Origin of the sequence: Niallia sp. Sow4_A1 (assembly GCF_052116745.1) — a bacterium.
Classification (GTDB): domain Bacteria; phylum Bacillota; class Bacilli; order Bacillales; family Cytobacillaceae; genus Niallia; species Niallia hominis.
Genome location: NZ_JBQKKM010000044.1, coordinates 1 through 22,620 on the forward strand (window position 1 = coordinate 1; position 22,620 = coordinate 22,620).

General features: G+C 35.8%; 22 protein-coding genes and 1 pseudogene. 8 read left to right on the top strand and 15 right to left on the bottom strand.

Annotated features, from left to right (window positions below):
- Positions 1 to 465 (top strand): hypothetical protein (locus ACTQ5K_RS19770; protein ID WP_441994217.1); only part of this gene is annotated, 465 nt, incomplete at its 5' end.
- Positions 466 to 573: 108 nt separating this feature from the next.
- On the opposite strand, the gene ACTQ5K_RS19775 is transcribed toward ACTQ5K_RS19770, so the two are convergent.
- The 13 genes from ACTQ5K_RS19775 to ACTQ5K_RS19835 all read right to left on the bottom strand — a co-directional run bounded on the left by ACTQ5K_RS19775 (position 574) and on the right by ACTQ5K_RS19835 (position 16,248).
- A complete protein-coding gene (locus ACTQ5K_RS19775) occupies positions 574 to 3,999 on the bottom strand; it encodes a glycoside hydrolase family 2 TIM barrel-domain containing protein (RefSeq protein ID WP_031537918.1) in 3,426 nt (1,141 codons plus the stop codon).
- 146 nt (positions 4,000 to 4,145) lie between these two features.
- Complete coding sequence (locus ACTQ5K_RS19780; RefSeq protein WP_031537919.1) at positions 4,146 to 4,688, bottom strand: D-lyxose/D-mannose family sugar isomerase; 543 nt, start codon at positions 4,686 to 4,688, stop codon at positions 4,146 to 4,148.
- Between the two features lie 559 nt (positions 4,689 to 5,247).
- Entirely contained in the window at positions 5,248 to 5,772 is a 525-nt protein-coding gene (locus tag ACTQ5K_RS19785; RefSeq protein ID WP_031537920.1) for a YceI family protein, read from the bottom strand.
- 407 nt (positions 5,773 to 6,179) lie between these two features.
- Positions 6,180 to 8,213 carry a 5'-nucleotidase C-terminal domain-containing protein gene (locus ACTQ5K_RS19790; RefSeq protein WP_031537921.1) on the bottom strand — a complete coding sequence of 678 codons (2,034 nt, stop codon included), beginning with the start codon at positions 8,211 to 8,213 and terminating at the stop codon, positions 6,180 to 6,182.
- Positions 8,214 to 8,726: 513 nt separating this feature from the next.
- Entirely contained in the window at positions 8,727 to 9,980 is a 1,254-nt protein-coding gene (locus tag ACTQ5K_RS19795; RefSeq protein WP_031537922.1) for a YeeE/YedE family protein, read from the bottom strand.
- 179 nt (positions 9,981 to 10,159) lie between these two features.
- On the bottom strand, positions 10,160 to 10,771 hold the full coding sequence (gene wrbA / locus ACTQ5K_RS19800; protein WP_031537923.1) for an NAD(P)H:quinone oxidoreductase: 612 nt from the start codon (positions 10,769 to 10,771) through the stop codon (positions 10,160 to 10,162).
- Between the two features lie 184 nt (positions 10,772 to 10,955).
- Entirely contained in the window at positions 10,956 to 11,567 is a 612-nt protein-coding gene (locus ACTQ5K_RS19805) for an alpha/beta hydrolase (protein WP_031537924.1), read from the bottom strand.
- On the bottom strand, positions 11,564 to 12,475 hold the full coding sequence (locus ACTQ5K_RS19810) for a ring-cleaving dioxygenase (RefSeq protein ID WP_414630342.1): 912 nt from the start codon (positions 12,473 to 12,475) through the stop codon (positions 11,564 to 11,566). The genes ACTQ5K_RS19805 and ACTQ5K_RS19810 overlap by 4 nt, the downstream gene beginning before the upstream one ends.
- A 60-nt stretch (positions 12,476 to 12,535) precedes the next feature.
- Positions 12,536 to 13,147 carry a flavin reductase family protein gene (locus tag ACTQ5K_RS19815; protein ID WP_031537926.1) on the bottom strand — a complete coding sequence of 204 codons (612 nt, stop codon included), beginning with the start codon at positions 13,145 to 13,147 and terminating at the stop codon, positions 12,536 to 12,538.
- A 22-nt stretch (positions 13,148 to 13,169) separates the two neighbouring features.
- Entirely contained in the window at positions 13,170 to 14,108 is a 939-nt protein-coding gene (locus tag ACTQ5K_RS19820) for a ring-cleaving dioxygenase (protein ID WP_031537927.1), read from the bottom strand.
- Between the two features lie 144 nt (positions 14,109 to 14,252).
- Complete coding sequence (locus ACTQ5K_RS19825; RefSeq protein ID WP_031537928.1) at positions 14,253 to 14,708, bottom strand: MarR family winged helix-turn-helix transcriptional regulator; 456 nt, start codon at positions 14,706 to 14,708, stop codon at positions 14,253 to 14,255.
- Positions 14,709 to 14,961: 253 nt separating this feature from the next.
- Positions 14,962 to 15,390: a hypothetical protein gene (locus ACTQ5K_RS19830; protein WP_441994218.1), complete on the bottom strand. Its 429-nt coding sequence runs from the start codon at positions 15,388 to 15,390 to the stop codon at positions 14,962 to 14,964.
- Between the two features lie 723 nt (positions 15,391 to 16,113).
- A complete protein-coding gene (locus ACTQ5K_RS19835) occupies positions 16,114 to 16,248 on the bottom strand; it encodes a YuzL family protein (protein ID WP_109769024.1) in 135 nt (44 codons plus the stop codon).
- Positions 16,249 to 16,445: 197 nt separating this feature from the next.
- On the opposite strand from ACTQ5K_RS19835, the gene ACTQ5K_RS19840 reads away from it, so the two are divergent.
- From ACTQ5K_RS19840 to ACTQ5K_RS19860, 5 genes are all read left to right on the top strand, one after another.
- Complete coding sequence (locus tag ACTQ5K_RS19840; protein ID WP_031537930.1) at positions 16,446 to 16,706, top strand: DUF4190 domain-containing protein; 261 nt, start codon at positions 16,446 to 16,448, stop codon at positions 16,704 to 16,706.
- Positions 16,707 to 16,993: 287 nt separating this feature from the next.
- Positions 16,994 to 17,629 carry a pentapeptide repeat-containing protein gene (locus ACTQ5K_RS19845; RefSeq protein WP_251629875.1) on the top strand — a complete coding sequence of 212 codons (636 nt, stop codon included), beginning with the start codon at positions 16,994 to 16,996 and terminating at the stop codon, positions 17,627 to 17,629.
- A 65-nt stretch (positions 17,630 to 17,694) separates the two neighbouring features.
- Positions 17,695 to 17,856 (top strand): helix-turn-helix domain-containing protein, encoded by a 162-nt coding sequence (locus tag ACTQ5K_RS19850; protein WP_081836649.1) that lies wholly within the window; start codon positions 17,695 to 17,697, stop codon positions 17,854 to 17,856.
- 65 nt (positions 17,857 to 17,921) lie between these two features.
- Complete coding sequence (locus ACTQ5K_RS19855; RefSeq protein ID WP_251629874.1) at positions 17,922 to 18,338, top strand: hypothetical protein; 417 nt, start codon at positions 17,922 to 17,924, stop codon at positions 18,336 to 18,338.
- Positions 18,339 to 18,370: 32 nt separating this feature from the next.
- The gene (locus ACTQ5K_RS19860) at positions 18,371 to 18,616 is read left to right on the top strand and encodes an indolepyruvate ferredoxin oxidoreductase subunit alpha (RefSeq protein ID WP_031537933.1); all 246 of its coding nucleotides are present in this window, start codon (positions 18,371 to 18,373) and stop codon (positions 18,614 to 18,616) included.
- 187 nt (positions 18,617 to 18,803) lie between these two features.
- Here ACTQ5K_RS19860 and ACTQ5K_RS19865 read toward each other — a convergent pair whose 3' ends face one another.
- Both ACTQ5K_RS19865 and ACTQ5K_RS19870 read right to left on the bottom strand, forming a co-directional pair.
- On the bottom strand, positions 18,804 to 19,193 hold the full coding sequence (locus tag ACTQ5K_RS19865) for a hypothetical protein (RefSeq protein WP_031537934.1): 390 nt from the start codon (positions 19,191 to 19,193) through the stop codon (positions 18,804 to 18,806).
- A 339-nt stretch (positions 19,194 to 19,532) separates the two neighbouring features.
- Positions 19,533 to 20,903, bottom strand: a pseudogene (locus ACTQ5K_RS19870) (glycoside hydrolase family 1 protein); the annotation flags it as partial.
- Positions 20,904 to 21,158: 255 nt separating this feature from the next.
- Between ACTQ5K_RS19870 and ACTQ5K_RS19875 the strand changes: the two are divergent.
- Both ACTQ5K_RS19875 and ACTQ5K_RS19880 read left to right on the top strand, forming a co-directional pair.
- Complete coding sequence (locus ACTQ5K_RS19875) at positions 21,159 to 21,530, top strand: MerR family transcriptional regulator (RefSeq protein ID WP_251629873.1); 372 nt, start codon at positions 21,159 to 21,161, stop codon at positions 21,528 to 21,530.
- A gap of 54 nt (positions 21,531 to 21,584) precedes the next feature.
- Entirely contained in the window at positions 21,585 to 22,346 is a 762-nt protein-coding gene (locus ACTQ5K_RS19880; protein ID WP_251629871.1) for an SDR family oxidoreductase, read from the top strand.
- Positions 22,347 to 22,620: the final 274 nt, after the last annotated feature.

Here is a 22,620-nt window from a genome sequence, read left to right on the forward strand (position 1 = left end):
CCTGCTTCTTCTCTTGCTTTCGGGCTCAGAGAACGCTTCTCTGTTACCTTTTCTTGCTTCTTCTCTTGCTTTTGGGCTCAGAGAACGCTTCTCTGTTACCTTTTTCTGCTTTTTCTCTTGCTTTCTGGCTCAGAGAACGCTTCTCTGTTACCTTTTCCTGCTTCTTCTCTTGCTTTCGGGCTCAGAGAACGCTTCTCTGTTACCTTTTCTTGCTTCTTCTCTTGCTTTTGGGCTCAGAGAACGCTTCTCTGTTACCTTTTTCTGCTTCTTCTCTTGCTTTTGGGCTCAGAGAACGGTTCTCTATTACCTTTTTCTGCTTCTTCTCTTGCTTTCGGGCTCAGAGAACACTTCTCTGTTACCTTTTTCTGCTCCTTTGGTTTTCATCTGCTTAATGAACACCACTTTTCCCTGCTCTCTCAGATTTTTGGTTTTCATCCACTTATGAATACCTACTTCCTTCTCTAACCCCTCTTATTTTCCAAATGCTAACCAACAAAAATTTCATCATCACCAAAAACGCAATAAAAAGCTTACCGTACTTTTTCATTCGTACGGTAAGCTTCATTTTAAGCTCTATCTTTTAAATTGGAACCACTCAAAATCAAAATTACTACCTGGTAAAAAGACAAAAGTTACTTTTTGTATTCCAGTTATTTTCTCTAAATCAAATACGCGTTCTTCATAGCCAACAGAGTAAAGAAATTCAACCATCTGATTGCTTTCGCCTTCTTGGTTTGCGGAACGTATATGAATGGTGTTTTTTTCAATTGGTGACTTTCCTGAAATAATGAGCTTTGTTGCCCCTGTCTCAGTAAAATCAAATTCTTCAAAAGTTAATGATACATTATTGCCAATTCCTTCTACGCAATTTTCTTTTACTTCAAAGGTATCCCCATAGATGTGGTTACACTCAGACGCATAATTACGTTCAAACGCTTGATTTTTCTTTTCAAAATAAAAACCTTTAATATGGACCTTCTGATGTAAGACAAAGCACAGTGATTTAATTCCACGAAGTCTTTTTGACAATTGGAATGTCTCTTCCTGATAAACATTCCACTTAGATGGCTTTTGATAAATGACATCTGCTAATAGCTCACTGCCCTCTTCATCTGGCATTCCTTCCCAAATTTGGATTGGATACTCCTCATCTGATAAGGAAAAAATCGGCATCGTTATTTTGTCTGATCCATAATTTCCAAAGTCTATTTCTCGAAACCCTACTTGTGTTTCACCATCCCTACTTGTGGCGACACCTCGTTCATTCCCATTAGTTACTTCGCCTTTGGTGTAGTCATATAAACCAGCTGAGATAAATCCGTACGGATCCTTATAGGCTTTTCCGAGACCAGCTGCCTTAAACTCTAGCTCGGAAATGAGTTTTGTTTTATCTGTACCATTCTTATTTGTACAACGAAGACGAAATTCACCATCTCCTAAAGCACTAACCTTTACTTTATCACCTGCTACTTCCACTTTCGAAATATTCGATTCAATACCAGCATCGTTTACAACACTCCACTCTACTTCTCTATAAGAAGTGTCTGCAGGGATTAGTTTAGCATGAACGAATATGTCTGTTTTAGTTGGGTCGAATAATTGCCCAGATTCACTAATGATTTCAATTTTACGAAGAGGAATTTCTCCTTCTTCTCCCATCACAATTGGTGTATCAGTGTTTTTCATCGTTGCAGATATCCCAACTAATTCATTGTCTTCAGCCGGTTGAGCGTCTATTTCTAGGCATGCACTCTCTAGTCCTTTAGAATTTACCTCTATCTGAATTTTCCCAGGTTCAGTCGTTGCAGCAATTATGGCCATTAGCTTCCCACTAAATAATCTTCTGCTTAAACCTTTGTACTGGTCATAATCCGTACTATCTCCATTATCTAGACCAATCAAACGACCAGCACCTGTTACATTTACATTTACACGGTTTGTAGCATTTTCAACTAGGTTTCCATCCTGGTCCTTTGTTGCAATTTCGATAAAAGCAATATCCGTTCCGTTTGCAGTAAGTATTCGCTTATCTGCATTCAAGCAAATTTTCTTCGCATCATCGAAAGAACTTTTCGTATCCGTTGCGATAATATTCCCTTTTTCATCATAGGCAATGGCTGTTAACTGCCCTTTTTCATAAGGAATTTTCCACCAGCCAACCAGCTCTGTTCCCTTTTCATGATCGATAACATGTGTACCAATCTTATTACCATTCAGCTGTAATTCCACTTTAGGTGCGTTTGAGCATACACGAACATCAATCATCTGCCCTTCACTAAAATCCCAATAAGGAAAAAGATGTACCATTGGTTTTTCCCGGTAGTCTGTCCATTCTGCTTGATAAATATAAAAGGAATCCTTCTTAAAAGTAGCTGTATCAATTTGACCAAAATATGCATTTTTCGTATGATAAGGGGTTGGTTCCCCGATATAGTCAAAACCTGTCCAAATAAAGGTTCCTAGGGAAAATACTGCATCTCTGTCTGCTATAATACAAGCTTCCGTTGACTTAGCCCCCCAGCTAGTGGAGCTATTCCCAAGGGCCGAACACTGTTCATCATCATCTGCAAGAATGGATTGTTCATAAGGGAAATGATAAATGCCCCTACTTTGGACAACAGATGCAGTTTCACTACCATATATAATCCAGTCTGGATGCTCTTCATGGTGTTTTTGATAATATTTTTCACCATAATTATAGCCTGCTACTTTTACAATATCTGCACATTTTTGTGCATTTTCCCATGGCATATAATTGGATCCAATCGTCATCCATGCATTTTGCTTCGGATCATATTTATGTACTTCCGCCATTAACTTTCTAGTTAATTCCTGCCCTCGCTCATCTGCATGGGTATCATAAATCTCATTTCCAATGCTCCACATTAATAAACTTGGATGATTTCGATCGCGCTTCACCCAGCTTTTCACATCGATTGGTGCCCATTCCTTAAAGAATCGTGCATAATCATACTTTGTCTTTGGTCTTTCCCACATATCAAAAGCTTCTGAAATAACGAGAAAGCCCATCTCATCAGCCAAGTCCATTAATTCCTTTGCAGGCATATTATGGGCTGTCCTTATGGCATTCACACCCATTTCTTTCAATATTTCAAACCTTCTCTTTAAAGCTTGTTTATTAAATGCAGCTCCTAACGCTCCCAAATCATGATGTTCGCAAACTCCATTCAGCTTCATCCTTTTGCCATTTAAATGAAAACCTTGCTTTGAATCCAGAATTATATTTCGAAAGCCAATGTTTTGTGTAATAGCTTCTACTGTCTTTAATTCCTGATTGATAATTTGTAATTCTGTTTGAAGCTGATAGAGATTGGGCTCGTCCATGCTCCACAGCAATGGATTATCGACAATGAGCTTTTGCTGATTCAAGACAGAATTTTCCTTACCAAAATCTATCGTTTCAGAGACAGATGCTATTCTTTGATTTTTGAAAAAAATTGAATGGCTAAGCTGCACATCTTGATCAAGTGCTAATTCTGTCTCAACTTCAACATGCCAGCGAGTATCCTCTTGATTCATCGTAATGTATATTCCATCTGTTACAAGATGATTAGTATCTCTTGTTTTAAGCCAAACGTTACGATAAATTCCAGCTCCTGAATACCACCTACTATTGGGGCTTTCATATACAACCTTCACGAGTATGTTATTTTTCCCATCAACCATAGCGGCTGTAATATCATGCTCAAACGAGGAGTAACCATTTTTCCATTCCCCTACAAACTGATTATTTACATACACAGTTGAATCCATATATACGCCATCAAAGCTTAGCAGTACTTGTTCACCTTGTTGCTTAGAATAGAAAAAGCTTTTGCGATACCAGCCAATGCTAGATTCATAGAGATCAAGAGTATTATAAATAAGCCAGTCATGTGGCAAATCAATTGGCACAAAATCTAGGTTTCTACTATCTTCGACTTCTAAACTTGTTTTTGCAAATTCCCATTTATCATTAAAAAGCGTTTTCATATTCATGTAAGGTTGCTCCTTTATCGTTAATTTCCTATACATTTCCCTGCGAGGAAAGGGGTTGTATCAATCGCTAATATTTTTATTACCTTTGAAAAAATGATTTAGTTGCACTTATTGCTTCAAGAGAAAGGATTGAAACCTTCCTCTGCCTACTTTATCTCTGGAATACGCTTAATAGTTGGATCGGTAAAAATATCGTATTCATCCCGACTAGTCGTTGAAAACTCAGAAATGACAGCTCCCTCTTCACTTGCCTGGAACCAATGAAGGGTATTAGGAGGGATTGTGTATTGGTCTCCAGGATTCAATTCTATTTCATGAAAGACGGTGTAATATTCTTTGCTTGCTTCTGGAACAGTTGCTTTTCTATTCACTGTCTCTTCTCCTTCCACATACAAATATACTTTCCCGAATCTGCATCGAAAGGTTTCTGTTTTTCCTACAATATTATTGATTGGTGGATGTTTATGCTCTGGACAAGTTTGATTTGGAAATAACACTAGTTCCTTCGCACAATAATGATCATTATTGATATACGTAATCAGCTGTAATCCTTGTGTATCTAATTGATCTAATCCAAAGTCCGCTACCTCTACTGCTTCTTGCTCTGATTCACTTAAGATAATTCCTGCCTGATTTAAGAATTCGAGGGTACGCTTTTGTACTTCTTGATAGATCGTGTTAGTCAACATATTAAGCATCCTTTCCAAAAAGATTGTTATGGACATCATAAATTGCAAAAGCTGTTACTTCTGTTGGTATTCTATTCAGTTAAAAAAAGTCCCTTTATATGGGCAGAAGATATGGTAGCTGAGCCATTGATGGCTACATTAATCATCCATGCGCGGCTCCTTTCTATTTCATTTTATTTGCGACCTTAATGAATAATACAAATTTTATTGAAGGAAACTAGAATTGCCTAATTGGAAATGAGACGAAACTATTTTTAGTAATATCTAGATGGAAATAAAAATACTAAACTAGTATAAGAGAGGAAAATATCAAAGAATTGCTTAATTATTTCATGGTTATTTTTTCTGAAACATCTGTATACACTTTTTGATAACGATTACATATTTCTGTAAAATTTTTACTTATTATACAGAAATATAAATTAGTACTTTCAAATCTTTATTATAAGAAGAAAATTCTTTCTTTTCAAGATAAAATTGTAAACCTTTTCTTTTTAAATCAAAAAAGATGGCTCTTACGCATCCTTTCAGATACATTAGAGCCATCTTTTTTGATTCCTTATGCCGGATTTACTTCTAGTTCTACTTTAATTTTGATATCTTTTCCTACTAGTACGCCACCTGATTCAAGTACTGCATTCCAAGTAAGACCGAATTCTTCACGGTTGATTTTTGTTTCTGCTTCGAAACCGTAAACTTCTACGCCCCATGGATTTGTGCCTTTTCCGCCGAATTCTACATCAAATGTAACCGGCTTAGTAACATCCTTGATCGTTAAATCACCTGTTACTTTATAGTCATCGCCATCTTTTGTAATTGATGTTGATTTAAAATCAATTGTTGGATATTTCTCTGTATCGAAGAAATCACCTGATTTTAAATGATTATCGCGATCTTCGCTATGTGTATTAATGCTTGCTACATCAAACTTGAATGCAACGCTAGCTGTTGTTAAATCTGTTAAATCAGCAGCTTCAACGTCTGCAGTGTAAGAATCAAATTGCCCCTTTACTTTTGAAACCATCATATGTTTTACTTCGAATCCTACGCTTGAATGTGATTGATCAACTGTCCATTTTGCCATTTTAAAATTCCTCCCATTTTCCTTTTGTTTTTTTACTTTGAATTCAAGATATTTATTATAAAATTAGTCTCCCTTGATCTTTCTAGAAAATTTCAAGGCAAACTGATTAGAGATTGCTATTGATAATTTACTTTGAAATAAGTTATCTCTAATTAAAGATAATTTTAACACATCTATTTGTTTTGTCTATACTTTGCTGAAAAAATTTTAAAAAAATTTATGGAGAAATTATTCCCATCGTAAATTCCTTCTCCAAAAGGCTTGCTGTGCTTTTCCATTTCATTATGTACAGGGAAGGTGTTCTCTACTTTTACTGAATTTCTTTTGTCATTCAAACTATAAAAATAGTCCTTTTGTTAAAGTAACTAACACTTAACAAAAGGACTATTTCATTTGAAAATGTATTATTATGCTTTAGAATACTTCATCATTCTAAATACAAGGAACCCAATCCCTGCTACTAATAAAATACCACCAACCAAAAGCATTGTGTACATACTTGTAGCTGTATTTGGAAGAGCATTTCCTTCAGAAGAATTGGACACTGTTTCTTTAGAGCCTTGATTATCATTAACATCCTGCTCTAATTCCGTATCATTTTCAATACCAGCATTATCTCCAATATCTGTATTATCATCATCCGTTTCTGAACCTGTTGCATCTGTTGGATTATCTGTATCGCTACTATCGTCTTCATTCCCACCAGTTTCAGGATTTTCTACTTCTGGTTCCTCTGGTGTAACTTCTTCCTCTTCATCCCCAGGTGTTTCTGGATCTGTCCCAAGCAAATCAGTAATTCGTCCTTCTAGAACAGGGTCGACCACTCCACCTAAATCCTCGACCATATATTTACGAAGCTGTTCCCAATCAATTTCACCAATATCTTGCACTCTACCCTCTTGATATGCTTTAGCGAATACGTCAAATCCATCTCCGCCTTTAGCAGTAAAGTTATTTGTTGTTACAAGATATTTCTGATTTGCTTGGATCTCTTGATATTCTCCATTTACTTTTACATACATGGATATAACACGAGATCCAGACTCTTTTGTACTATCATACGTAAATTTCATGCCAGCTACATGGAGGAAACCACCGCTTTCTGCTGGTGCTTGACTTACACTATGTTCAAGAATTTGCTTTATTTCCTCACCAGATAGTTCTACAACTACTGGGTCATTTCCAAAAGGAAGCACAGAAATGATTTCTCCAATTGTAATGGGACCTTCCTCAATTGCCGCACGGATTCCGCCACCATTTTGGAATGCAATAACGGTTTCTGGATATCTTTCTTTTGCTTTGGCAAGCATTGCATCTGTCACAAGATTTCCTAATTCTGTTTCATTTGCGCGGACACTTACATCACTGTCCGTAAGACGTGGATTTGCTAGAGTTTTCTTAGCAATTGCCCCAGATTCCTGTGTAGAAAGCTCGGTTATTTTTTCTTTATATGGAGCTAAAATAGCTGCAGCTTCTGAATCTTCTTCTTTACTAGCAACATCAATTAGCTGTCCAGCTTGTCCGATAACTACACCATTTCCATCAAATTCCACCTGTAGTTTTCCTAATAATTGCGAATATTGATATGCTTGAACAACAACGGTCGGCTCTTTTTCTGTGCCCTTCTCATCTTTATTTACAACAACTGGCTCGCTTAACTGTGTATGAGAATGTCCTCCAACTACTACATCGATTCCATCGACATATGTAGCTAGCTGTAAATCGTTCCCGAAATCAGGATTGCTATCATAACCAAGATGAGTTACAGCAACAATTTTATTAATTCCCATTTCTTCAAATGCTTGTACAGCTCGTTCAGCCTCTTTAATATAGTTTAAGAATTTTACATTTACAGGACTAGAAATATTTGCTGTATCTTCTGTCGTTAAACCAAAAATCCCAATCTTTTCTCCATTTACTTCTTTCACCATCCCATCAAAAACTTTCCCATCTTCTGGTGAATCAGTAAACTCATTTTTAACAAGCTTATTCATGAATGCATCACCGGAAAGATCTACATTTGTTCCAAGTAGTGGGAATTTTGCTGCAGAAACAAACTCTGATAAGGATTTATGACCATTCTCACTAGATCCTAAATCAAATTCGTGATTTCCAAAAACCATTGCATCCAAATCCATCATATTTAATAGAGCTAAATCTGCTTTTCCATGATATTCATTGAAATACAATGTACCAGAAAAAACATCCCCTGCATTAAAAAGTAGCGCTTCAGGATCTTCTGTACGTACCTCTTTAATCGCTGTCATCATTTTTGGTAATAGATCAGCATGTGCATGTGTATCATTCATATGCATAATCGTAAGCTTAAAGCTATCACTATTTTCCTCAGCATATGTACTAGCTGGTAAAACAATGGATACTAAAAGTGCAAGTGTAGTAATAGCGCTTAAAAGAAATGTAAAATGCTTCTTCCCTTTCATCAACCAGTTACCCCCTAATTAGTTCTGTTGACCGTAAATGGAGCTAATCGAATCACCACTCTTTTTGTCAACTATTCTCCCTTATTGTAGAAACTCTCTATTAATCTACTATTAAGTGTTTGTAAAAAACAAAAAATATTTCCCCTTTAAATGACACCCCCTAATCCTTCTATCAACAACTGTGAAAATTCAATACATATAAATGGTAGTTTTCATTAACTAGTATAAAAAATTATTAAATCATTATCTATGCATTAAATAGACTTTTCTGAAAATGAATAAAAAGGCCCTGCTTTAAATCATTAAATCAAAGCAACAGGACAAAAAAAGAGTGAAACTATTTATACTAATCTTTTCCGTAAAAAAAGATTACTAGTTGATAGGTTCACTCTATTATTTATTTAGTTTTGTTCAAGGATTAAAACTCTCTAGCGAATACATCGACATGATCAGACAATTCTACCTATAACTAAAAAAAATAGGCACCAACAAAGTTGATACCTACTTTTTTTATTAACAGAATGAATCCTTTGATTTTGGTACAGAGAGTCCAAATAATGGGCGGAGGTATAAGGCTACGAACGTTCCAGCTAATGCTAGAATACCCCAAACATAACCATGTACGCTGAATGATGCGATACCGCCAAAATACGCACCAACGTTACAGCCAAATGCTAAACGTGAGCCATATCCCATTAGTAAACCACCAATAATCGATGCAAGCACATTTCCAAGTGTCACTTTTGAAAATTTAAATAGTCCACCTGCAGCTGATGCTAAAAAGGCACCAAGGATTACTCCAAAATTAAGGATTGTAGTTGAATCTGCAAAAATAGATGCTTCTAGAGCTTGTGCATTTCCTTGCCAGAATCCCCAGCTTGCTACATCCATTCCAAAGAATTGCGCTACTTTTGAACCCCATAAAGCAAATGCAGACGTAATTCCCCATGGTGTGCCACGAGTCATTAATGTTAATGCGTTAAGTACAGCTAACACGATTGCTGCTGCAAATAATGGCCAAGAACCGCGGAAAATACGTTTCCAGCCTGTTGTTGTTGGCAGTGGGGCCATTTTTGGTGCTTTTCTTTTTCTTTCCACAACCAATGTAATCCATGCAATGAATCCAAATAAGATAATAGATACAAGCCAAGCTCCACCATAGCCAAGACCTGTTGATGTTGCTAATGAAATCGGTGCAAAAGATGGTAGATCTTCTGTCCAAAAAGACAGATGAGCTGCCCCAATCGTTGAACCAATAATAAAGAATAATAGTGTTACGAACGCAACAGAACGTCCCCCACCTACTGCATACAAGGTACCGGATGCACATCCGCCACCAAGCTGCATACCAATACCAAACATGAAGGCACCGACAACAAGACTCACACCAACTGGTGATACATAACCTGTTGCTCCAGTTCCAAAGAATGAAATGCCGTATGCTAAGATTGGTGCAAATAACGATACTGCCACTGCTAGCATTAACATATGTGCACGCAATGCTTGCCCATTACCAACTGATGCAAGTCTGCGAAATGCTGATGTGAAACCAAAACGAGCATGAAACAATGTATAACCAAGTAAAAGACCTAAAATTAATAATATAGGCTGCATACTCTTTTGTGTCATTATTAAGTAGACTAATAGAATTGCTGCAACAATAAGTCCACCGATAATTAAAGGCATCTGTGGAGCCTTTAATCCTTTTTGATGTTCAGGTAGACTCTTTGCATTTTGAGTCGATTGAACGTTTGCTGAAGTTGCCACCCCAAAACACCCTTTCCCCATTTATATAGTCGGAATTACTTTTTTTATCATAAAGTTATTTTAAGGTAGTGTCAATATAAAAATCCTCCTTTTTTTATTTTTATAAAAATAAAGCCTTTTCATCCATATAAAAAACCAGAAGTCATTACTCCTGGTTTCTTCCTATTATTCTTTTTTCATTATTGATTTCCTTTTTTAACCCATTCTGCAACTGTAACAGTACGTTTTGCTTGGTGTTTTACAGCTCCTTGAACGTCTTCAATCATTTTACCGTCTTGTCCAACTGTTACACTTGTTCCATATGGATTTCCACCTGCTCCGAAAAGAACTGGATCTGTGTAACCTGGAGTAGCAATAATCGCACCCCAATGCATCATAGAAGTATATAGAGACAATAATGTTGCTTCTTGACCACCATGTGGATTTTGCGCAGAAGTCATCGCACTCACTACTTTGTTAACCGTTTTTCCTGTTGCCCATAATCCACCTTGTAAATCAATGAATTGCTTCATTTGAGATGGCATTGTGCCAAATCGTGTAGGAACGCTGAAAATAATGGCATCTGCCCATTCAATATCTTCTGATGATGCAACAGGTACGTCTTTTGTTGCGTCTACTGTTGCTTTCCATACTTCATTGCTGTCGATAACAGATTGTGGAGCTAATTCTTGTACTTTTACTACCTTCACTTCTGCTCCTGCTTCTTTTGCTCCTTCTGCTGCCCATTGTGCTAGTTGATAGTTTGTTCCACCCATACTATAAAAAACGACTGCTACTTTAACATTTGACATACTTTCCATCTCCTTTGATTTTCCGAATAATTTATTTAATATCCCCATAAGTACACCTGCTTTTATTTAGTAAAGGAAACTTATAAGAACCACCTCCATTGAAAGGATATTTCAATGTTAGCTGTTCTTCTTATTCCCTATTATATGAAATTTATGATTATTTTTTTCTTTTAACTAGATTAGATTAGCTATTAATAAATGTAGCATACCATTTAGCAGCTGCTTCTACTTCTTGTGCTGTTAATTGGTGACCTCTATTTTCCCAATGCATTTCTACATTAGCGTTGGCAGCGGCTAGCAATGATTGTAACTCTGTTGATTCTTCTGGTGAACAAATTGGATCATTTGTTCCTGCTGCAATAAATACTCCTTTTCCTGTTAAATCAGGAAGAGTAATTCCTCTTCTCGGAACCATTGGATGATGAAGAATGGCTGCTTTTAATGCATCCTGATAATGGAATAATAAGCTTGCTGCAATATTAGCACCATTAGAATAACCAATTGCAATAACATTGGCTCTGTCAAATTCATATTTTTCGGCAGCTTCATCCAGAAATTCATTTAATTCTTTTGTGCGAAAAATCAAATCCTCTTCATCAAAGATACCTTCTGCTAAACGCTTAAAGAAACGTGGCATGCCGTTTTCTAAAATATTTCCGCGGACACTTAGCACGGAAGCACCATCATCAATCATCCCAGCAAGAGGCAATAAATCTAATTCTGTTCCCCCTGTACCATGCAACATCAATAATGTTGGCTTTTGTGGATCTTTTCCTTTATTGAAAATATGTTTCATTCTTTCTCCTCCTCTAGAATTTTAACTTGTACATTAGGCAAAGAAGCTGTAAGCTCTTCTCTTTTTTCCTCTAGCCAATCAGGTAGCATAAGCTTCTCCCCTAGATTGCTTAATGGCTCGTCTACAGCAAATCCAGGTCCATCTGTAGCTATTTCAAAGAGTATGCCGCCCTCTTCATGAAAATATAATGCTTTAAAATAGTTTCGGTCTTTAAGCTCAGTTGGATAATACCCCTTTTCTACTAGAAGAGCCCTCCATTGCTGAAGCTCTTGTTCATCTTTTGCACGCCAAGCAATATGATGGATCGTGCCTGCTCCCATGAGACCGCGAACGGTTGGTGATAATCTGATATCAATCATATTACCTATATGTGATTCAGATGAAAAACGCAGATACTCAGCGTCTTCTCCAACACATGTAAAACCTAATATATTTTCAAGCACTTCTGCAGTTTTATTTGGTTGAGCAGAATGTAACGTTGCCCCGCCAAATCCCTTAATTGCAACAGAGGAATGAATATCGCCGATTTTCCAATTATTTAGTGGACCTTCCTTTCGTTCAACTAATTCGATAAGAAGACCATCTGGATCAGCAAACTGCAAATACTTTTCGCCGAATCTACTGTAATTCTCCACTTTCACTCCAAAATGTTGAAGTCGACTTTCCCAAAAACCACTAGAACCAACTGGTATAACATAGCTTGTAACACCAACTTGCCCTGTGCCAATTCTGCCCTTCAACTGTTTTTCCCATGGAAAGAAGGTGATGACAGTGCCTGGATTGCCAGTTTCATTCCCAAAATATAGATGGTACACTTCTGGTCGATCAAAATTAATTGTTTTTTTCACTAATCTTAATCCAAGAATACTTGCATAAAAATCAATATTTCTTTGTCCATCATTCACCATAGCTGTAATGTGATGAATCCCTGCTGATATTAGCAACCCTATCCTCTCCATTCAAAGAAATTATTTTGGTCTTTCTTTTGTGAAGATTTCTCCAATTTTTGCATAATCATTTCCTGCTAATCTGCTGACAGCACCTAATCCTCTTGGATTAATTCTACCGTCCTCGTAAATTTCTTCCTCGATATGGTATTGCACCACTCTTCCGATAAGAAAATCACAGCCAGGCTGGGCATTTTTATCCCCCAATTCTAATGCGTGCTCTAGCACGCATTCCAAGCGGATTTTTGCTTCTTTGATGCCAGGCACATTGATTTTTCTGCTTTCCATTGGTGTTAGGCTAGCCAATTCTATCTCACTTTCAGTTGGTGAAAGGGATGCTGCCGTTTGATTAATCTGTCCGACATTTTGGTCATCCACAATATGAATAACAAATTCCTTTTTGTTTACTATATTTCTCGCAGTATCCTTCTGTTTTCCATTAGAGCGTTGAATAGATACAGACACCATAGGAGGTTGAGAAGACACAATATTAAAGTAGCTAAAAGGAGCTCCATTTAAAACGCCCTCTTCAGATAAGCTAGTAACAAAGGCAATTGGCCTTGGAATGATGCTTCCGATTAAAAATTTATAATTATCTCTTTCTGAAATTGTATTCGGATCTATGGCACGCATTAAAGAATCATCCTTTACAAAGTTAATCGAGAATTCTTACTTCAACTGGTATTAATCTTCGTTCTAACTGTTCTCTATATTGCTCATATTGACTTGGCAACATTAAATTTTCTCCCATTGTTTCTTGAGATTCATCAATTGCAAATCCTGGAGGGTCTGTTGCAATTTCAAAAAGAATTTCCCCATGCTCTCTAAAATAGATTGCATTAAAATAATTTCGGTCTTGAACTGGTGTAACTTGATATCCATTTGCTGAAACATGTTTTTGCCAATCTAATTGATCCTCATCATCCACTGCTCTAAAGGCAATATGGTGCACGGTTCCAACACCCATCGAGCCACTTCTACCTGCTGTTATTTTAAGATCAATCACATTTCCAATATCGCTGAAAGAACGAAATCTAATATATTCTCCTTCTTCTCCAACCTTTTCAAATCCCATTACCTTTTCTAAAACTTCCGCTGTCTTATCTGGTTGCTTGGATAAAAGAGTAGCACCGCCAAACCCTTTAATTGCGTACTCAGGCATTATCTCGCCAAACTGCCAGCTATTGTTTTTCCCTTCTTCTCTTCCCACAATTTCTAGCAATAATCCATGAGGATCCGTAAACGCTAAATATTCTTCTCCGAAACGCTCTGTTTTGGTAAAAGGAATAGCAAACTTTTCTAATCGATTTTCCCAAAATGGAAGTGCGCCTTTTGGAACAACATAAGAGGTTACTCCAACTTGGCCATCTCCAATTACACCTTGGTGTGCACCAACCCATGGGAAGAAAGTAATTATCGTTCCAGGGTTTCCTCCTTCATCTCCAAAATATAAATGATAGGTTCCTGGGTCATCAAAGTTTACGGTTTGTTTTACTAAACGTAAGCCCAGTACTCCTGCATAAAAATCGACATTTTCTTGTGGATGGCCTACGATTGCTGTAATATGGTGAATTCCACTTGTTTTTTTCGTCATTTCAATTCACTCCCATTCTTTTATTTATTCTTCTTTATTCTTAATATTAGATAATAGATGAAAAATCATTTGTGCGTTTTTTATAAAATGTAATTATTAATATGAATTAAAGTATTATTAATTCGAGATATTAATTTAAAAAAATTACATGCTTTGTGCATGGAGACCTAATTTTTTTAGCTGTTCAATCAGCAATTCTTTTTCTTTTATTTCCAGTCCGCCACATATCTCTCTCATTGCTGCCTTATGCTTTGGAAAGACTTTGTCCATCAGTTCCGTTCCTTCTTCGGTAATAACTGCATATGTTATTCGGCGATCTTTAGGACATGGCTTTCTTCTTATTAATTTTTTATTCTCTAATTTATCAACAACATAAGTAATACTACTACTTGCAATCAGTACCTTCTCACCAATCTTTTGAATAGGCTGATCTCCTTTGCTGTAAATTAATTCAAGAACAGAAAACTCTGTAGGATTTAATCCAAGACATTTTATATCTTCTTCTACTCGTTTCTTAATCGATTGCAAAGCTCTCGATAAAACGACAAATACCTTTAAAGATAAATCTTCATCATATGTTAATAATTCTTTATTATCCATGATAATCTCCCTTTCAATTATCTTGAATTCGAGATAATTATATAACATCAGAATAGTATGTGTCAACCATGATAACCTATCTATCTAATTTTCTCTTAGAAATTAGAAACCATCCCCTACTTAAGCAATTAGTTTGCATATAAAAAGCCGATTGGTTTTTTATTAAAACCGACCGGCTGTAAGAATTTAAGAAGGATTAACAAGCTCTGCTTTCTGTGCCTGCTTTGCATGTAATTTTTCATCGCAAATCTAGCTATTGGCTGTGCAATAATAACTCAATCCAAAATGCTACCCCAAAGTCCCTAAACCAATTGTGAAAGAAATTCTGAAAAGGTTCAAGGCTTATTTGTTTAGTACCAACCCAATTACCGATAATGGTAAGAAGAATGGATAAAACCGTAACATTCATTACAATGTTTAATAACACTCTTGCATTAAATCCATCTGTTTTTCCAACGAATTTTGGCATCACTTTTCCAACTATTGGCCCCGCAACAAATCTTACTAACAGCATAACGATAATCCACATAAACGGAATGACCTTCAAGGTTTCCAAGTAATTTTCCTTACTAAAACCTAATTGAAGCCCCATAATAACCGGTGCAATAGTGTTAACTGAAATAATTAACATAAATATGATGCCTTCTTTTGGATTTTGAGGCAGTCTATCTTCCTTATACATATTTTTACCCTCCGAAAATAATTAATATTTCAGATGGCAGACGTATCATGCGACATATATTTTTGGCCAGTTAAACTATACCAATATCTCTACACACAGATTTTTTAATTCTATCACGATATCACATGAATTCTTGTCTTGAAAAATATTAGTATTTGTGAGCAAAATAGGACTTTGTTTTTTATAGATGGTGGTTGGTGTGTTTGGGTTATATATTTGGTTTTTGGATCATATCTGCTTGGTTTTGGATCATTTATTTTGTTTTTGGATCATATCCACCTCTCTTTGGATTATTTATTGGTTTTGGATCATATCCACTTTCCTTTGGATCATTTATTTTGTTTTTGGATCATATCCACCTGCCTTTGGATTATTTATTGGTTTTGGATCATATCCACCTGCCTTTGGATTATTTATTGGTTTTGGATCATTTATTGGTTTTGGATCATATCCACCTGCCTTTGGATTATTTATGTAATTTTCGGATCATATCTGCCTCCCTTCGGATCATTTATTTCGTTTTTGGATCATATCCACCTGCCTTTGGATTATTTATTGGTTTTGGATCATATCCACCTGCCTTTCAATCATACAGCTCAATCCTGCATCAATTTTCAATTAGCGATAGACATAAACCGTGCCAATACTAAACTCTAACTAACATCTAAACGAAAATACAAAAAACAGGTGGAATTGCTTCCACCTGTTTGCTCTCGTTACTAATCATGAAGACTTCTTTTGTTTTTTTCGAGAAGAATCTGCCTTTGCTCTTCCCGTTTCCTTTGTAGTTGTCCCTTGTCCTTCCGGTTGAGTGGATCCTAAACCAATTGTTGATGGATCTGCTTTTCTGTTTGACATACTTATTCACCTCCATTGACTAGTTTTCCTTGAATAATCCAAGTTATGTGAACCATTGTAGAAAGAACTCCTGAAACATTATTTGCAGTTATTCGTATTACTTTACATAAGCATGAAACATACGCTTTCCTTTGCATGGAAAATGTCAGTTAAGAATAATTAAACAAGTAATAGATAAAAAGGAGTGTGAGCATGCCATGAATAATCGAACAAATACTAGTTCAGTCATTTCGTTAACGTTCGGTATTTTATCGTTATTCATTCCCTTCATTGGTCTTATCTTAGGAATAATTAGCATCGTCTATTGGAGAAAAGCAGTTAATGAAATCAACAAAACGAATGAAATTGGGAGAGGTTTTGCAACAGCTGGTTTAATATGTAGTGTAATCGGGATTGTTTTCCAACTTTTAACTATATTAGGTATTGTTGCGTTCTTTTCAGTGGCTATTTCGGGATGAAAATTTTTTGTAAAGCTCTCCCATTACGGAGAGCTTTTTTGAAAGTATATTTTGCATTAATTCCTATTTTTGGCTGTTTGGATCATATCTGCGTTTTTTAGATCATTTCCTTTCTCTCTTAAGAATAAATAAAGCTAAGATAGTCCATTTCTACTTCCGATTATATCCTCACCCCCTCTAGCGACGTTATACTTGTACATAAATCCCCAAAAAAATACAGTCTTTAAATTAAATCCATCTTTTCATATAGTTATCACACAGGAATCTAAATGGGGAGGGGTAATTATATGAAAATAGAAACACCAAAAATTCCAACTGAATTACCTTCAAAGAATTTTCACGACATATTATATGAGGAAGATCTAGAGCTAGAAATGTGCCAGATTCAGCATTCGATTTTTAATGATGAAGTATTAAATAAAGTGCGATTATCTAAAATGGTGCTGAAAAATTGCAAATTTATCAACACTGATTTTTCTGGTATTGAAATGACAGATGTTGCATTTGAAAACTGTGATTTTTCTAATGCGAAAATGAACATTTCTTCTATACACAAGTGTACATTCCGCAATTGCAAATTATTAGGTGTCGATTTTACAGATTCTCGGTTTGGAAATGTTCAATTTATGGATTCTTTACTGAATTTAGCAGCATTCGGTAGTTCTAAATTAGAAAAAGTTCAGTTTCAAGATTCATCAATAGAATCATCTGATTATTACGACTGTATCTTTAAAAAGGTTGAGTTTAAAGCATGCATGATGGACGGGGCGAATTTTGAAAGAACCTCTCTTAATGGAGTCGACATAAGCACATCCACTTTCCAATCACTCGTAGTATCTCCATCAGATTTACGTGGCTGTAAGGTTTCTACTTATCAAGCTATTCAATTTTCCGCTCTATTAGGATTGGAAATCATTGACTGAGTACGGAATACAGAAAAAGCTAGCAAGTCTGACTTCCTAGCTTTTTTATCATTACGAATGGCTACATTCAAACATTATCTTCACAGGCTTGTTATCAGTTAGAGAATAGTCAACAGCCAATTGGCGAAATTGCATGGAACTGTGGGTACAATAATTTGCGATCTTTTCATCGTAATTTGAAAAAGATCACTCGCTTTTCGCCTAGAAAATATCGAGAGCACTCCTAAGAACATGTATATTATGCTAATTTTATGTACATTTTATAGATACAATGCTTAAAGGTGGGATCTCTATGGAAAACGCCTCAAAAAGGTTGCAAATATTGATGGGCGACACGTTACAAATCCTTGATCATATGAAAGTAGATGCAGACAAAGATACGATGCTTCAGCAAGTAAAAAATGATTTACAAGAACAGAATAACCGAATGGAAAATCTGACACAATCAGACGAAGAAATCATCAACACTGCGATTTCCATGACACAAAGCTTGGATAGAATAAACAATCTAGTCCAACAATTAGAAGCAAGTTTAATGGAGGATTATCAAGCATCAACGGGGGGCATTGATGAATATCAACATATGTCCATTGATGAGCAAAGGGAACAGCCCGAAAGCTATCATGATAAGATTGATTACTTAAGTGCCGTAAAGATCCGAGAAAATATAAATCGAATGAATGAAGTACTACTCAGCATAAGATCTTAATAATATTTATAAATGGAGAGAGGGGAAATTCCATGCCATTCGTTATAACTTCACCATGTATGCATGAAAAAGCAGGCGATTGTGTAGATGTTTGTCCTGTAGATTGTATTGCAAAGGGAGAAGATCAATTTTATATTGACCCAGATATTTGTATTGATTGTGGTGCATGTGAAGCAGTATGTCCTGTTTCCGCCATTTACCATGAAGAAGAAGTGCCACCAGAAGAACAGCCCTATATCCAAAAGGCAATTGATTTTTACAAAACATATGAAGGATGACAAGAAACAAATCAACTACATTTTAGTTGATTTCTTTCTCGTCATCCTTTTTTCCGTTTGAAAAGAATTGATTGATTTCAGTACCTCGATTTTACCATTTTCAAAAATACGAAAAACCTTGCCAGAATACTTCTAACAAGGCTCTTCATTAAATCTTTGTATTCGGTCAAGCATCAGATTAAAGAGCTTAAGCTCCCTCTTTTTCGATGTTAGCATCTATCTCTTCTTTTAACTTATTTACTTCATCTTCAATTTCAGCTGGGATATATTTTGATTTATTCAAATAGGTTTGACTTAATGAATAATCTGGAACAGCTTTGAAAGCATTTGCTAGGAAATAAAAGTTCACTTGTGCATCACTAGCAAAGCCAATTGTTTCATCAATAATGGTTTGATAGTCGCCTTTTTCTAATAAGCTAATATATTTCTTATCTTCTTCTGTTAATTCTTTAGCTTTTGTTTCTTCGTTTGCATTACTTTCTTCTTTTACTACTTCTTCCTTTTTCTCATCTGCTGCATTTCCACATCCTGCAAGTAAGAATAAGAACGCTACCATAAATAGAGAAAGATATCTCATTTAAAACCTCTCCTTATATACATATAATATAATTATTATTCTAAAAAATGTTATTACTTATGTAACCTATGTAGATACTTAAATAAAAGATAGAATCATATCATTTCTTAGATTGTTTTGTATTAATAGAAAACTTAGAATATTATTCATCTTCCGCTGAAAAATGTTCTAAAGAATCACTCACAAAGATGCTTGACTGGAACATTTTAGCACACTCTTTTTATTATATCAATATATTATGATTTGTTTATTAATTCTAAAAAATCAATTATTTTTTCCAAAAAATAAAAAATAGTACTCCTTCATAAAAGAAAGAAGCACTATTTTTAATTTCAAATTCTATAACGCTTGGCCGTTAGTAGAAATCACCTGTTTGTACCAGTCAAACGATTTTTTCTTTGTTCTTTTTAATGTCCCATTACCATAATCATCTTGGTCTACATAGATAAATCCGTATCGTTTAGACATTTCAGAGGTACCAGCAGAAATTAGGTCGATGCATCCCCAGCTTGTGTAGCCGATTAAATCAACTCCATCTTCGATTGCCTCTTTCATCTGCTCAATATGCGCTCGCATATAGGCAATGCGATAATCATCATTAATAGAGCCATCGTCTTCCACCTCATCATATGCTCCTAATCCATTTTCCACGATAAATAATGGCACTTGATAGCGATCATACATTTTCTTTAACGTGATGCGTAATCCTTTCGGGTCAATCTGCCATCCCCAATCAGATGATTCTAAATACGGGTTTTTAATTCCAGAGAAGAAGTTCCCTTTTTCCTTTAACTTATCTGGTGCTCCACTCGCAACCATAGACATGTAGTAGCTAAATGATAGGAAGTCTACTGTATGTTGTAAAAGCAGTTCCTCATCTCCTGGCAGCATATCAATCTGAATATCATTTTTCTCAAAGTAGCTTAGCATAAAGCTTGGATAGTATCCGCGCACTTGAACATCTGTGAAAAATAAATTCTTCTGATCCTCTTCCAAGGCTGCTAATACATCATCTGGATTACATGTTTCGGGATAGACTTCCATTCGTGCTAGCATACAACCAATCTATGCATTTGGAATAATCTCATGGCAGGCTTTTACCGCTCTTGAACTCGCCACAAATTGATGATGCAGAGCTTGATAAATGGCTTGTTCCTTATTTTCTACCTCATCAATTAAAATACCACTTCCAATGTAAGGAGAAAGAGTTGAGATATTAATTTCATTAAACGTTAACCAATATTTCACCTTATCTTTATAGCGGTTAAAGACAGTCTCTGCATAACGAACAAAGAAGTCTACTAAACGACGATCCAGCCATCCATTGTATTTTTGCACAAGATTCAATGGAATTTCATAATGTGATAGCGTCACTAATGGCTCAATTCCATATTTAGCTAACTCGTCAAATACTTTATCATAAAAGGCTAAGCCCTCTTCATTAGGTTCTAAGTCGTCCCCATTTGGAAAAATACGTGGCCAAGAAATAGACATACGGAAAGTTTTAAAGCCCATCTCTGCAAAAAGAGCGATGTCTTCTTTGTAGCGATGATAAAAATCAATCCCGCGACGTTTTGGAAAGTTATCTCCCTCTTCACCAGCTAATAGTGCTTCTAATTCAGCTTTGCTTTTGACATCCATCTCGATATCATTGCCACGTTCTTCTTTTGGAACGAATGTAACCATATCAAAGATAGATAAGCCTTTCCCCCCTTATAGCCAACTCTTTTTTGATAGACGGGAATATAGTAGAATTCGGCTCTTTCGAACAACTTATGCACAGACCACATTCCTATGTGCATTTCTTAGCATGATTAGGAAGAAAATCAGAACTAATATTTATTTAAGAATGGCAATCATATGCTCTTTTTTTATTGATTTAAGGGTCCCTTCATTAGACTACTTGACTTAAACCGTAGTTTAAGTCGTATACTAATTCTGTCGACAATGAATGGAGGTCTCCGAATGAAATTTTGTCATATCAGTGATGCATCAGCTAAATTTAATATTCCTGAATCAACGATAAGATATTATGAAAAGCAAGGACTGCTTCCATTAATAGAACGTGATGAAGCTGGAAGGCGGTTATTTTCAGAAAATCAAATGGAACTCCTCGGAACAGTTATCTGTTTAAAGAATACGCATATGCCTATAAAAAAGATTAAACAATATATTGATTGGATTATAGAAGGAGACAGCACCATTCAGCTACGACTGGCAATGATGGAAAATCACAGGCAAGATGTAGTCGCTGAAATATCGTTAATGGAGGAATCCCTAAAAGGAATTGATGTAAAAATAGCACGGTATACGAAAAAGATAGAGGAAAGAATATAGGAAGAAATTTGGTATCTATATATAGTATAAAATAATTCGAAAAGAGGAATCCAAATGAAACTCTCAAGCAATACAATTCTAATTACAGGTGGAAGCGCCGGGATCGGTTTAGCTTTTGCAGACCGATTTATGAAAGCAGGAAATCAAGTGATTGTTTGTGGTCGCCGAGAAGAGGTACTTCAACAGGCGAAAGAAAAATTCCCTGACCTTATTACATTTGTGAGCGATTTAGCAGTGGAAGCTGACCGTATTGCATTATTCGATTGGGTGACAGCGAACTATCCAGACGTGAATGTGTTAGTGAACAACGCAGGAATTCAACAACGTTTTAATGTGTTAAAAGCAGATGCGAAGAATGATTGGGTTTATTTTAACAAAGAAATCACCATTAATATGGAAGCTTCTATCCATCTGTCTATGCTGTTTGCACCCTATTTTTCAGAAAAAGAAAATGCGACCATTATTAATGTAACATCAGGCTTAGCCTTTACACCGATGGCAATTGCTCCAATTTATTCAGCAACAAAAGCGGCAATGCATTCCTTCACCATGAGTTTAAGACACCAGCTTTCTGATACTTCAGTAGAAGTAATCGAAGTTGCTCCTCCTGCTGTGAATACAGATTTAGGCGGTGCTGGCTTACATACAAGTGGCGAACCATTGGATGCCTTCGCAGATGGAATTTTCCAAGGATTAGAAGAAGGAAAGATGGAAATTGGATATGGAAGTTCTGTCAATCGCTTGAGAATGTCACGTGATGATTCGGATAAGCATGTGGAAAATATGTATAATGCGATGAAGAAGACGATAGAGTAAAATTTTATATAACCTTATGATGATAATTAAAGAAAACTCTCCATGAAGGTGAGTTTTCTTTATTATAAATTCGCTACTTACGCATTATATAAGTTTTTAAACGTTCCATCCTCTCTTTTGATCTTTAATTTCAAAAAGGATATAAATTCTCATGTTTTTAGTAGAAAATTCCACAGGTTACAGTTTTTTTAACTTTGTTTTAATCTCTATTTGAAACAATTCTTCCTGTAATTCTACAGAATTATTTAGCGAAGTAACTTCTATTTATGTAATT